Annotated in this window: 14 protein-coding genes; 11 read left to right on the forward strand and 3 right to left on the reverse strand. The window is 72.7% G+C overall.

Annotated features, from left to right (window positions below; genetic code table 11):
* Nucleotides 1-7 precede the first annotated feature (7 nt).
* Complete coding sequence (locus QIS99_RS17675) at nucleotides 8-286, reverse strand: type II toxin-antitoxin system Phd/YefM family antitoxin (RefSeq protein ID WP_282514439.1); 279 nt, start codon at nucleotides 284-286, stop codon at nucleotides 8-10.
* A gap of 86 nt (nucleotides 287-372) precedes the next feature.
* Between QIS99_RS17675 and QIS99_RS17680 the strand changes: the two genes are divergently transcribed.
* From QIS99_RS17680 to QIS99_RS17695, 4 genes are all read left to right on the forward strand, one after another.
* Complete coding sequence (locus QIS99_RS17680; protein ID WP_282514440.1) at nucleotides 373-1,008, forward strand: ATP-dependent Clp protease proteolytic subunit; 636 nt, start codon at nucleotides 373-375, stop codon at nucleotides 1,006-1,008.
* Between the two features lie 9 nt (nucleotides 1,009-1,017).
* On the forward strand, nucleotides 1,018-1,326 hold the full coding sequence (locus tag QIS99_RS17685) for a hypothetical protein (RefSeq protein ID WP_282514442.1): 309 nt from the start codon (nucleotides 1,018-1,020) through the stop codon (nucleotides 1,324-1,326).
* Nucleotides 1,327-1,835: 509 nt separating this feature from the next.
* On the forward strand, nucleotides 1,836-2,309 hold the full coding sequence (locus QIS99_RS17690; RefSeq protein ID WP_282514443.1) for a C40 family peptidase: 474 nt from the start codon (nucleotides 1,836-1,838) through the stop codon (nucleotides 2,307-2,309).
* A 67-nt stretch (nucleotides 2,310-2,376) separates the two neighbouring features.
* Entirely contained in the window at nucleotides 2,377-2,949 is a 573-nt protein-coding gene (locus QIS99_RS17695; protein ID WP_282514444.1) for a DUF6328 family protein, read from the forward strand.
* Nucleotides 2,950-2,955: 6 nt separating this feature from the next.
* On the opposite strand, the gene QIS99_RS17700 is transcribed toward QIS99_RS17695, so the two are convergent.
* On the reverse strand, nucleotides 2,956-3,387 hold the full coding sequence (locus tag QIS99_RS17700) for an ATP-binding protein (protein WP_282514445.1): 432 nt from the start codon (nucleotides 3,385-3,387) through the stop codon (nucleotides 2,956-2,958).
* Between the two features lie 236 nt (nucleotides 3,388-3,623).
* Between QIS99_RS17700 and QIS99_RS17705 the strand changes: the two genes are divergently transcribed.
* On the forward strand, nucleotides 3,624-4,493 hold the full coding sequence (locus tag QIS99_RS17705; protein WP_282514446.1) for a helix-turn-helix domain-containing protein: 870 nt from the start codon (nucleotides 3,624-3,626) through the stop codon (nucleotides 4,491-4,493).
* Between the two features lie 9 nt (nucleotides 4,494-4,502).
* Nucleotides 4,503-4,742 (forward strand): DUF397 domain-containing protein, encoded by a 240-nt coding sequence (locus QIS99_RS17710; protein WP_282514448.1) that lies wholly within the window; start codon nucleotides 4,503-4,505, stop codon nucleotides 4,740-4,742.
* A 16-nt stretch (nucleotides 4,743-4,758) separates the two neighbouring features.
* Here QIS99_RS17710 and QIS99_RS17715 read toward each other — a convergent pair whose 3' ends face one another.
* A complete protein-coding gene (locus QIS99_RS17715; RefSeq protein WP_282514449.1) occupies nucleotides 4,759-5,964 on the reverse strand; it encodes an 8-amino-7-oxononanoate synthase in 1,206 nt (401 codons plus the stop codon).
* Nucleotides 5,965-6,169: 205 nt separating this feature from the next.
* Between QIS99_RS17715 and bioB the strand changes: the two genes are divergently transcribed.
* The 5 genes from bioB (at nucleotide 6,170) to QIS99_RS17740 (ending at nucleotide 11,264) form a co-directional block, all read left to right on the forward strand.
* Nucleotides 6,170-7,384: a biotin synthase BioB gene (gene bioB / locus QIS99_RS17720; protein ID WP_282514450.1), complete on the forward strand. Its 1,215-nt coding sequence runs from the start codon at nucleotides 6,170-6,172 to the stop codon at nucleotides 7,382-7,384.
* On the forward strand, nucleotides 7,377-8,696 hold the full coding sequence (locus tag QIS99_RS17725; RefSeq protein WP_408909576.1) for an adenosylmethionine--8-amino-7-oxononanoate transaminase: 1,320 nt from the start codon (nucleotides 7,377-7,379) through the stop codon (nucleotides 8,694-8,696). Before bioB ends, QIS99_RS17725 begins: the two co-directional genes overlap by 8 nt.
* A 91-nt stretch (nucleotides 8,697-8,787) precedes the next feature.
* The gene (gene bioD / locus QIS99_RS17730) at nucleotides 8,788-9,468 is read left to right on the forward strand and encodes a dethiobiotin synthase (RefSeq protein WP_282514452.1); all 681 of its coding nucleotides are present in this window, start codon (nucleotides 8,788-8,790) and stop codon (nucleotides 9,466-9,468) included.
* 120 nt (nucleotides 9,469-9,588) lie between these two features.
* A complete protein-coding gene (locus tag QIS99_RS17735) occupies nucleotides 9,589-10,272 on the forward strand; it encodes a class I SAM-dependent methyltransferase (RefSeq protein ID WP_282514453.1) in 684 nt (227 codons plus the stop codon).
* 110 nt (nucleotides 10,273-10,382) lie between these two features.
* A complete protein-coding gene (locus tag QIS99_RS17740) occupies nucleotides 10,383-11,264 on the forward strand; it encodes an ABC transporter ATP-binding protein (RefSeq protein ID WP_282514454.1) in 882 nt (293 codons plus the stop codon).
* Nucleotides 11,265-11,266: the final 2 nt, after the last annotated feature.

The following is an 11,266-nucleotide window of genomic DNA, read 5'->3' on the forward strand; positions in this document are numbered from 1 at the left end:
CGGCGCCCTACGACGCGGTGGACCCCCGATGCTCCGCCGCGATCCCGAACCGCTGACGCTCGCCCGGCGCAGGCGCCCCCGAGCCGACCGTCGAGACGGAACTGATCACCGGCTCCTCCGCGGCCTCGGACAACGCCTCCAGGCGGCGCAGGTCCTCCGCCGAGACCAGGGCCACGAGCGGCTTGCCGTGCCGGGTGACGACCACGCGCTCGCCGCCGTACACCACGCGGTTGATCAGGTCGGCGAGCTCAGCGCGGGCTTGCGTCACCGGAATCTCGTAGGCCATGGGCCCATCATAACGTCACGTACGTCCTGTACATTTTTTACAGAGAGGCAGATGCCACACGCAGCGCAGCCACCGAGGAGCCCGCCATGAGGAGCCCTGACGCACGCCATGTCCTGCCGGAGTTCACCGAGCACACGAGCTCGGGGACGCGCACCAGGGACCCGTACGCGAAGCTGCTGGAGGAGCGGATCGTCTTCCTCGGCACGCCCATCGACGACACCTCGGCCAACGACGTGATGGCGCAGTTCATGTACCTGGAGCACAGCGCGCCCGACCAGGACATCTCGCTCTACATCAACTCCCCGGGCGGCTCGTTCAGCGCGATGACGGCCGTGTACGACACGGTCCGGTACGTGAGTTGCGACGTGGAGACCGTCTGCATGGGCCAGGCCGCGTCGTCGGCGGCCGTGCTGCTCGCGGCGGGCGCGCCGGGGAAGCGGTCGATGCTGCCGGGCGCCCGAGTCCTCATGCACCAGCCGGAGTTCACCGAGCCGGTCCACGGCCAGACCAGCGACCTCGCGATCCAGGCGGCCGAACTGCAGCGCACCAGGGCCCTCTTGGAGGAGATGCTCGCCCGGCACACGGGGCAGACCCGGGAGCGGATCTCCGCCGACATCGAGCGCGACACGATCCTCGACGCCGTACAGGCACGGGAGTACGGCCTGGTGGACCGGATCATCGACAGCCGCAGGTCCACCCTGCTCGCGCCCGGCAGCGACTGAGGGGGCCGGATGCTGCCACCGGAACCGCCGGAGCTGCCCGCGCTGACGCGCGCCGAGGGCGAGTTGATCGACCGCTACCTCGAAGTAGTCGACCTGCTCGGCCGGATCAACCCCGCCCGCGCCCGTGACACGTACGGCGGACTGCGCGCCGCCCAGGCCCTGGTCACCAAGGCCGCTGCGCTGCGGGACGCGTTGACCCTGATGCACCAGCGCGGCGAGAGCGAGGTGCACGCCGCGACGCTGGCGCGCGCCCTGCGCGTCCTGGACGGCGAGCGGCGGGCGGGGCGGGTCACGGTGCCGCCCACGTCCGTGAGTTGACGGGGGCGTCGGCGCGCGGGTCGTCCGTTCGGCCTCACGGCGCGCCCCGTTGGGCTCGCACGGATGGCCTACGGGGCGATCTCCCCGGCGTACCCGCGCAGTTGCGATCTTCACGGGGCTGCCGCGAGGCGGTGATCTCTTCCGCTGCTGGTACGAGCCTCAAGGCCCTTGATCGCACCATCGGCGAAAATCCGCTGTGCACCCAAATGAGGCAGATGTGACGAGCGTCACACCCGGCCGGGTATGCACGGATTTGACACGGTCTGTGCGTGAGGATCCCTGCCACGACAAGCCCCCGTCGCAGCGGCGGGGCGGTCCGGGCGGACGCCGAGTCCTGCCGCCGTCCGGATGCCAGGTCGACGACGGTGGACCGGCAGGAGTGGAGGACCCGAGCACGACGGGGCGCGAGCCCCTTGGGGTGAAGCCGTGGCGCAGGCCGCGGCCGGGCAGTCTTCGTTGGCCCGAATCCGACAGGTCATCCTTCACAGGCGGCTGACGAAGGGTCGCGCATGATCTCGCACATTCGGATCCCCGCCCTGCTCTCCCGGGCCGGCACCGCCTCCGCCCTGACGCTCGCCGCGGTGGGCGGCACCACCCTGGCCCCCGGAGCCGTGACCGAGGCCCAGGCCGCCTCCGCGCCGGCCCGGGCGCTCCAGGTCGCGGCGGCGAAGAAGGGCGCCCCCTACCGCTGGGGCGCAACCGGTCCACGCCGCTTCGACTGCTCGGGCCTGACCCTGTACTCGTACCGGAAGGCGGGCAAGAAGCTGCCGCGCACCACGGCCCAGCAGTACAACCGCACCCGCCGGGTCTCGGCCGACCGGCGCGAACGCGGCGACCTGGTGTTCTTCCACTCCGGCCGGAACGTCTACCACGTCGGCATCTACGCCGGTAAGGGCCGCATCTGGCACGCGCCCAAGACCGGCGACGTGGTGCGGCTGCAGAAGATCTGGACGAGCAGCGTCTCGTACGGACGCGTGCGCTAGGGCCGCCTCCTGGAGTTTCCGCACGCCTGCGGGGCTTCATCGTGCCCGGCCGGGATACTCCTCAGCCATGGCCGATGATTCCAGGAAGAGCGACCGCAACGAGACTCCCTTCGAACGGGCCGACCGGAACTTCGGTGAGCTGCTGCAGGAGTTGCGGGTCGTGCAGGTGGGCGTGCAGATCCTGTTCGCGTTCCTGCTGACCCTCGCGTTCACGTCGCGCTTCCGGTCGCTCGACGACCTGCAGCGCGGGACGTACGTGGCGACGCTGCTGCTCTCCGTCGCGGCCGCCGCGCTGTTCACGGCGCCCGCGGCGGTGCACCGGGCACTGTTCCGGCGGCACGCCAAGCCGCAGATCGTACGGGTGTCCTCACGGCTCGCGGCGATCGGCATGGCGGTGCTGTGCCTCGCTCTGACCGGGTCGGTGCTGCTGGTGGTGGACGTCGCCCTCGGGCGCACGGCCGGGGTGACCTGCGGCGTGGGGACGTTCCTGATGTGCTTCGGGCTGTGGGGCGTACTGCCGCGGATGATCAGGACCGACGGCGGGAACGAGCCCGCCGCCCCGGAGAACCCGGACGCCCCGGAGAGGGCTCGGCCGCCAGACAGCGCGGACAGCCCGGACGGCCCGGACGGCCCGCGGTAGCCGCGCTCAGCTCTGCACCGGAGCCGTCCACGGCAGCGCGATCCACACCGTCTTGCCGCCCTCCGCGGTGGGCCGCACCGAGAGGCGGCCGCCGCACTCCGCCGCGAGCCAGCGGATGATCACCATGCCGCGGCCGTTGTCCTGCTGGACCGCCGCCGGCAGCCGCCTGGGCAGCCGCGGGTGGCTGTCGGTGACGCCGATGCGCAGCTGTTCGTCGCGCTCCAGCTCGATGTCGACGGTGAACGTCGGCGACTGGCCGAGGGTGTGCTGCACCGCGTTGGTCGCGAGCTCGGAGACGATCAGGCGGACCGTGTCCGCGGTCTGAGAATCGTCGGGCAGGCCCCAGTCGGCGAGCACGTCCGTCACGTATTTCCGTGCTCTGGAGACCGAGGCGGGATCGCTCGGCAGAGTGACGGAGGCTTCCTTGTGATCTGCCATGGCGACACTGTCCCTTTCCCACCGGGCCGGCATCCGGCGCGCGGTCGATGACCTGGGAATCACCGGATGACCGACGGACCCGGAGTGGTGCTTCGCGCCAGACTGCCACTCCGGAGCCGTCCGACGTGCCGATCCCCCGAGATATGCATATATCTGTCGCTCGAAGCGGTGAACTCTGCCACGGAAGACCGTATTTGGGGGCACACTGGCGCCCGCCCGCGGAGAGGAGTTCGGTCATGCAGTACGGACCTGCCGTGCGGCGCCGCAAGCTCGGCGCGGAGCTGCGGGCGCTGCGCGACCGGGCCGGTCTCACCAGCGGCCAGGCCGCGCTGAGGGTGGGCTGGCACCAGTCGAAGGTGAGCCGGATCGAGACCGGCCGCAGCAGCGCGAAGGCCGCGGACGTGCGGCTGCTGCTCGACGCGTACGACGTGCGCGACGCCCGACTCCGCGCGCTCCTGGAGGCGTTGGCGGGGGACGCGGACGGCGAGCGGGGCGCGCGGCAGCAGTGGTGGCACGCCTACAAGGGCCTACTGCCGCCCGCGTACCGCGACTTCATCAGCCTGGAGTCGCAGGCCTGCCGCCTGCGTACGCTGGAGACCTCCGTGGTGCCCGGTCTGCTGCAGACGCCGGACTACGCACGGGCGGTCACCCGCGCCTCGCTCGACGGGCTGCCGGCGGACCAGGTGGACACGCTCGTGGAGATCCGCCTCGCCCGGCAGGACGTGCTGCGCGGGAACCCTCCGCTTGAGCTGAGCGCGGTGCTCGACGAGTCGGTCCTTCGGCGTCCCGTCGGCGGATACGGCGTGATGGCGCGGCAGTTGCGGCATCTCGTGACGATGGGCCGGCAGCTGCCGCACATACGGCTGCAGGTGCTGCCGTACGCGGCGGGGGCGCATGTCGGACTGACGGGGCCTTTCGTCATCTTCTCCTTTCCGGACATCGCCGATCTCGACGTGGTTGTTCTCGACCACTTGGTGAGTAGCCTCTATCTCGAACGGAAAGAAGACCTCCAGGCCTACAGCGAGGCCTTCGACTCGCTGAGAGAACACGCCCTTCCGCCCGATGACAGCCTGGAATTCATCGCCGGGATCGGTGATGGCACGTAAGGGGGCACCATGTCAGCTCTGCCTCGGTACGTACCCACCAGCACTTCGTTGAACAGCGCACCGCACGACGCCCGTTGGCGGCGCAGCAGCCGCAGCACCGGGATGAACAACTGCGTGGAGACCGCGTCGATCGGCCGTGGCCCGCTGGCCGGCCGGTTCGCCGTACGCGACTCGAAGCGCATGTCCGGTCCTGCTCTGTTGTTCACCTCCGCCGCCTGGGACTCCTTCCTCGCCGCCGTCCGACGGTAGGCGTCCCGGGCAGGGATCAGCCCTGGAAGGCACCTGCGGGCGCGGTGCGCACGATCGTGCGCACCGCGTCCGTCAGTTGGGCGTCCGTCAGGTCGGCGCGGGCCGTGAGGCGGAGGCGGGAGATGCCGTCGGGCACGGACGGGGGGCGGAAGCAGCCCACGACCAGGCCCGCCGCACGGCAATCCGCCGCCCACCGGACCGCCTCGTCCGGAGTGGGCGCGTGCACCGAGACCACCGCGGCGTCCGGGCGCACCGTCGTCAGACCGGCCGCCGTCAACTGGGTGTGCAGGGCGCTCGCCACCTCGCGGGCGCGGGCCGCGCGCTGCGGTTCGCGGCGGATCAGGCGCAGCGCGGCGAGGGCGGCGCCGGTGGCGGCCGGGGCGAGGCCGGTGTCGAAGATGAACGTACGGGCCGTGTTGACCAGGTGCTCGATCACCCCGGCCGGGCCGAGGACCGCGCCGCCCTGGCTGCCGAGCGACTTGGACAGGGTGAGCGTGGCGACCACGTCGGGCGCGCCCGCGAGTCCCGCCGCGTGCGCGGAGCCCCGGCCGCCGTCGCCGAGGACGCCGAGCCCGTGCGCGTCGTCGAGGAGCAGGGCGGCGCCGGACTCCCGGCAGGCGGCGGCGAACTCGGGCAGCGGGGCGGCGTCGCCGTCGACCGAGAACACCGCGTCGGTGACCGCGACCGCCGGACCCTCGTGGCCGTCGAGCGCCTTGCGGGCGGCGTCCGGGTCGGCGTGCGCCACGACGGACGTGGTGGCGCGGGCGAGCCGGCAGCCGTCGATGAGCGAGGCGTGGTTGCCGGCGTCCGAGACGATCAGGCCGCCGTGCGGGCCGAGCGCGGTGACGGCGGCGAGGTTCGCGGCGTACCCGGAGGAAAGGACGAGCGCCGCCTCGAAGCCGCAGAACTCGGCCAGCTCACGCTCCAGTTCGGTGTGCAGGGCGGTGGTGCCGGTGACCAGGCGGGAGCCGGTGGCGCCGCCGCCCCAGCGGTGCGCCGCGGCCGCCGCGCCGTCGGTGACCTCCGGGTGCAGGGCGAGGCCGAGGTAGTCGTTGCTCGCCAGGTCGAGGAGGCCGCTGTCGGCCGTGCGCGGCCTGAGGGTGCGTACGAGACCGGCGGCGCGGCGGCGTTCGGCCTGGGCGTCCAGCCAGCCGAAGGGGTCGCGGTGCGGCTCACCGGTCGGGCCTGCGGCGGTGCGGTCGTCGGTCTCCTGGCGGTGCATCGGCCATCCCTCGCACGGCGCGCGCCGCAAGGGCGTGGACCACCCCTGCCCACGCCTTGATCGTCCCGGTCGCTTTGTCGGCAGTCAACAGACCCTAGTCGGAGGAAGGCGGGGCCAGGGTGTGGCAATACCCACACCGCACGGCCGACCTATTGTGAGGTTCCTACTTGGCCGCGGGCCCTGCCGTAAGCGAGGATCACACCTCATGGACCTGCTGAACACGCTGGTGGACAAGGGGCTCAGGCGCGAACTGCCGAGCCGCGAAGAGGCGCTCGCCGTACTGGCGACCTCCGACGACGAACTCCTGGACGTGGTGGCCGCGGCGGGCAAGGTGCGCCGCCAGTGGTTCGGGCGGCGGGTGAAACTCAACTATCTGGTCAACCTCAAGTCCGGCCTGTGCCCCGAGGACTGCTCGTACTGCTCGCAGCGGCTCGGCTCCAAGGCGGACATCCTCAAGTACACCTGGCTGAAGCCCGACCAGGCCTCCGAGGCGGCGGCCGCCGGCGTCGCGGGCGGCGCGAAGCGGGTCTGCCTGGTGGCGAGCGGCCGCGGGCCGACGGACCGGGACGTTGACCGGGTCTCGAAGACCATCGAGGCGATCAAGGGGCGACACGAGGACGTCGAGGTCTGCGCCTGCCTCGGGCTGCTCTCCGAGGGCCAGGCCGACCGGCTGCGGGGCGCGGGCGCCGACGCGTACAACCACAACCTCAACACCTCCGAGTCGACGTACGGCGAGATCACCACCACGCACACCTACCAGGACCGCGTGGACACCGTGCAGCAGGCGCAGGCCGCCGGGCTCTCGGCGTGCTCCGGCCTGATCGCGGGCATGGGCGAGAGCGACGAGGACCTGGTCGACGTGGTCTTCTCGCTGCGCGAGTTGGACCCGGACTCGGTGCCGGTGAACTTCCTGATCCCGTTCGAGGGCACGCCGCTCGCCAAGGAGTGGAACCTGACGCCGCAGCGGGCGCTGCGCATCCTGGCGATGGTGCGGTTCGTCTGCCCGGATGTCGAGGTGCGGCTCGCGGGCGGGCGCGAGGTGCATCTGCGCTCGCTGCAGCCGCTCGCCCTGCACCTGGCCAACTCGATCTTCCTCGGCGACTACCTGACCAGTGAGGGCCAGGCGGGCAAGGCCGACCTGGACATGATCGCGGACGCCGGGTACGAGGTGGAGGGCGCGGACAAGGTGACGCTGCCGGAGCACCGGCGCGGCGCCGAGTCGGACGCGGATGCCGGTACGGGTGCGGGTGCGGATGCGGATGCGGATGCGGATGCGGGCTGTGGTTCGCATGCGGGCTCCGGTGGTTGCGGACCGTGCGGTTCCGCTCCGGCGGAGCAGGACGCCGCCGACGAGGCGCGTACGGATCTGGTCGCGGTGCGCCGCCGCGGTGCGGGCACGGACCTGGCGCCCAATGCCTGAGCCTGCACTCTCCCCGTACGACTCCACGTACGACTCCCCGTACACGAAGCACGAACTGCTCGACCTCGACCGCCGCCACGTCTGGCACCCGTACGGTCCGATGCCGGGCCGGCAGGAGCCGCTGGTCGTCGAGTCCGCGTCCGGGGTCAGGCTCCGGCTCGCGGACGGCGGCGGCGAGTTGGTGGACGGCATGTCCTCCTGGTGGTCGGCCATCCACGGCTACAACCACCCGGTGCTCAACGAGGCGGCGCGCGGCCAGCTGGACCGGATGAGCCATGTGATGTTCGGCGGGCTCACGCACGAGCCCGCCGTCCGGCTCGCGAAACACCTTGTCGACATGTCGCCCGAGGGTCTTGAGCATGTCTTCCTGGCCGACTCGGGCTCCGTGTCGGTCGAGGTGGCCGTGAAGATGTGCCTGCAGTACTGGCGCTCGCTCGGCCGCCCCGAGAAGCACAAGCTCCTGACCTGGCGCGGCGGTTACCACGGGGACACCTGGCAGCCGATGTCGGTGTGCGACCCCGAGGGCGGCATGCACGAGCTGTGGTCGGGCGCGCTCCCCCGGCAGATCTTCGCCGACCCGCCGCCCGCCGCGTACGAGGAGTCATACGCGGAGCAGCTGCGGGAGGCGATCGCCGCGCACGCGCACGAGGTGGCGGCGGTGATCGTGGAGCCGGTGGTGCAGGGCGCGGGCGGAATGCGCTTCCACTCCCCCGCCTATCTGCGGGTCCTGCGCGAGGCCTGCGACGCGCACGGCGTCCTGCTCGTCTTCGACGAGATCGCCACCGGCTTCGGGCGTACGGGCACGCTGTTCGCCGCCGGCCACGCGGCCGTGACGCCCGACGTGATGTGTGTCGGCAAGGCGCTGACCGGCGGTTATATGACGCTCGCGGCGACGTTGTGCACCGCGCGGGTCGCGGACGGGATCTCGCGCGGCGAGGTGCCGGTGCTCGCGCACGGGCCGACGTTCATGGGCAACCCGCTCGCCGCCGCGGTGGCCTGCGCCTCCATCGAGCTGCTGCTCGCGCAGGACTGGCAGGCCGAGGTCAAGCGGATCGAGGCCGGACTGACGGCTGGGCTCGGCGCGTTGGCGGGCACGCCGGGTGTGCGGGACGTGCGGGTGCTCGGCGCGATCGGTGTCGTGCAGCTGGACCACGAGGTGGACATGGCGGCGGCGACCCGGGCGGCGGTGGCCGAGGGCGTGTGGCTGCGGCCGTTCCGCGACCTCGTCTACACGATGCCGCCGTTCATCACCGGCGACGCGGACGTGGCCCGCATCTGCCGGGCGGTCGGTGCCGTGGCGAAGGCGGCGTGAGCGGGGATGGGTGCGTGAGCGGGGATGGGTGCGTGAGCGGGGATGGGTGCGTGAGCGGGGATGGGTGCGTGAGCGGGGATGGGTGCGTGAGATGACGATTCTGCTGGTCAGTGGGACCGGTACCGAGGTCGGCAAGACGGTGACGACGGCCGCGCTCGCCGCCGCCGCGCTCGCCGAGGGCCGTTCGGTGGCCGTGCTCAAGCCCGCGCAGACGGGGGTGGCGCCGGACGAGCGGGGCGATGCGGACGAGGTGGTGCGGCTCGCGGGCCCGGTCACGGCCCTCGAACTCGCCCGCTACCCCGAGCCGTTGGCCCCCGACACGGCCGCACGCCGCGCGGGGCTGGCTCCGGTACGGCCGTACGAGGTCGCCGACGCGGCGCAGAAGCTGGCCGTCGAGCACGACCTGGTGCTCGTCGAGGGCGCGGGCGGTCTGCTCGTACGGTTCGACGCCGAGGGCGGGACGCTGGCGGACGCGGCGCGGCTGCTCGGGGCGCCAATGGTGGTCGTGGCGGCGGCCGGCCTGGGCACGTTGAACGCGACGGCGTTGACGGGGGAGGCGTTGCGGGCGCGGGGGCTTGAGCAGGCGGGGGTCGTCATCGGCAGCTGGCCTGCCGAGCCGGGGCTTGCGGAGCGATGCAACCTCGACGATCTTCCCGTTGCGGCGGGGGCGCCGTTGCTGGGTGTGATCCCGGAGGGGTCCGGGGGCCTCGCGCCGGAGGAGTTTCGCGCGGCGGCACCGGGGTGGTTTCTCCCCACCCCGCCCCTTCCCTGAAGCCTGCGGCGCTTCGGGGGCTCCGCCCCGGACCCCTTCCCCCATCTCAAACGCCGGAGAGGCTGATTTCGGCGGCCCCGGGGAAGAATGCGAAGTGTGCCCAGACCCGGGAGGTCCGTCATGCCGTTGCGCCCCACCCGTGCCGCCAAAGACACCGTTCACCACCCCCTCTTCGCCCGGTTCTACGCCTGGCAGAGCACAATCTCCGAGTCCGCCATCGGGCCGCACCGGGACGAGCTCCTCGCCGGGCTCTCCGGGCGCGTGATCGAGATCGGCGCGGGCAACGGGCTGAACTTCGCGCGGTATCCGAGCACCGTCGCCGAGGTCGTCGCGATCGAGCCGGAGAGCGTGCTGCGCCGGCACGCCGTCGAGGCCGCGCTGCGGGCCGAGGTGCCGGTGGACGTCGTACCGGGTGCGGCCGAGGCGTTGCCGGTGAAGAGCGAGGCGTTCGACGCGGCCGTGCTCTCGCTCGTGCTGTGCAGCGTGCGAAACGTGCCACGGGCGCTCGGCGAGCTGCGCCGGGTGCTGCGGCCCGGCGGTGAGCTGCGGTTCTTCGAGCACGGGCGGGCGCCCGACGGCCGGGCCATGCAGGCCGTGCAGCGGGGCCTCGACCGTACGGTGTGGCCGCGGCTGTTCGGCGGCTGTCATGTGGGGCGCGATCCGTACGACGCGATCCGTGCGGCCGGCTTCGAGGTCACGTCGTACCGCCGCTTCCTCGTGCCCGCCCGGGGCCCGAAGCTGCCGTCGTCGTTCTGCGTGCTCGGCACCGCCCGGCGGCCGGTCGGGGACCAGGACAGGCCCTAGCGCCGCCGGAACGCCAGGGCCTGTCCGGCGGCGACAAGGCCGAGTTCCGGCATCCCGGACACCGGGCTACCGTGGTCGGGGACGTGTGCGGTCGGCCCGAGGAGGCGGCCTTGTCCAGATCTGCCGCAGTGGATGCCCCGGACGGGGCGGATCCCGGTCCTCCGGTCGCGGCCCGCGCCCGCGGCCTCACCAAGGCGTACGGGGCCGGGGAGACCGCGGTCCGCGCGCTCGACGCCGTGGACGTGGACATCGCGCGCGGCCGGTTCACCGCCGTGATGGGGCCCTCCGGTTCCGGGAAGTCCACGCTGATGCACTGCCTGGCCGGGCTCGACTCCGTGTCGGCGGGCCGGGTCTGGCTGGGCGGAACGGAGATCACCGGGCTCAGGGAGCGGGAGCTGACCCGGCTGCGGCGGGACCGGATCGGCTTCCTGTTCCAGTCGTTCAACCTGCTGCCGACGCTGACCGCCGCCGAGAACATCACGCTGCCCCTGGACATCGCGGGCCGCCGCCCCGACCCGGCCTGGGTGGCACGGATCGTGGACACGCTCGGCCTGCGGGACCGGCTCGGCCACCGCCCGGCCCAGCTCTCCGGCGGCCAGCAGCAGCGGGTGGCCTGCGCGCGGGCGCTCGTATCGCGGCCCGAGCTGATCTTCGCTGACGAGCCGACCGGCAACCTCGACTCGCGCTCCGGGCTCGAAGTGCTCGGCTTCCTGCGGGAGGCCGTGGACCGGCTCGGCCAGACCGTGGTGATGGTCACCCACGACCCGGGCGCCGCCGCCCACTCCGACCTGGTGCTGTTCCTCGGCGACGGGCGGATCGTGGACACGATGGCCGAGCCGAGCGCGGAGGCCGTACTGGAACGGCTGAAGCGGTTCGACACGCTGCTGCCGGAGGCCGGCCCGGACGGCACGACCCGGGGTGCGCCCGGCACCGGGCCGCGTGCGGAGGGCGCGCCGGGCGCGCCGGGCGTACGGGCCCTCGGCGAGGGGTGAGC

Origin of the sequence: Streptomyces solicavernae (assembly GCF_029968095.1) — a bacterium.
Taxonomy (GTDB): Bacteria; Actinomycetota; Actinomycetes; order Streptomycetales; family Streptomycetaceae; genus Streptomyces; species Streptomyces solicavernae.

Coding starts and splice junctions, on each gene's coding strand:
- QIS99_RS17700 (WP_282514445.1), bottom strand. CDS start 3,387: ATGGCAGATCACAAGGAAGCCTCCGTCACTCTGCCGAGCGATCCCGCC.
- QIS99_RS17675 (WP_282514439.1), bottom strand. CDS start 286: ATGGCCTACGAGATTCCGGTGACGCAAGCCCGCGCTGAGCTCGCCGAC.
- QIS99_RS17705 (WP_282514446.1), top strand. CDS start 3,624: ATGCAGTACGGACCTGCCGTGCGGCGCCGCAAGCTCGGCGCGGAGCTG.
- QIS99_RS17710 (WP_282514448.1), top strand. CDS start 4,503: ATGTCAGCTCTGCCTCGGTACGTACCCACCAGCACTTCGTTGAACAGC.
- QIS99_RS17715 (WP_282514449.1), bottom strand. CDS start 5,964: ATGCACCGCCAGGAGACCGACGACCGCACCGCCGCAGGCCCGACCGGT.
- QIS99_RS17685 (WP_282514442.1), top strand. CDS start 1,018: ATGCTGCCACCGGAACCGCCGGAGCTGCCCGCGCTGACGCGCGCCGAG.
- QIS99_RS17680 (WP_282514440.1), top strand. CDS start 373: ATGAGGAGCCCTGACGCACGCCATGTCCTGCCGGAGTTCACCGAGCAC.
- bioB (WP_282514450.1), top strand. CDS start 6,170: ATGGACCTGCTGAACACGCTGGTGGACAAGGGGCTCAGGCGCGAACTG.
- QIS99_RS17725 (WP_408909576.1), top strand. CDS start 7,377: ATGCCTGAGCCTGCACTCTCCCCGTACGACTCCACGTACGACTCCCCG.
- QIS99_RS17695 (WP_282514444.1), top strand. CDS start 2,377: ATGGCCGATGATTCCAGGAAGAGCGACCGCAACGAGACTCCCTTCGAA.
- QIS99_RS17735 (WP_282514453.1), top strand. CDS start 9,589: ATGCCGTTGCGCCCCACCCGTGCCGCCAAAGACACCGTTCACCACCCC.
- bioD (WP_282514452.1), top strand. CDS start 8,788: ATGACGATTCTGCTGGTCAGTGGGACCGGTACCGAGGTCGGCAAGACG.
- QIS99_RS17690 (WP_282514443.1), top strand. CDS start 1,836: ATGATCTCGCACATTCGGATCCCCGCCCTGCTCTCCCGGGCCGGCACC.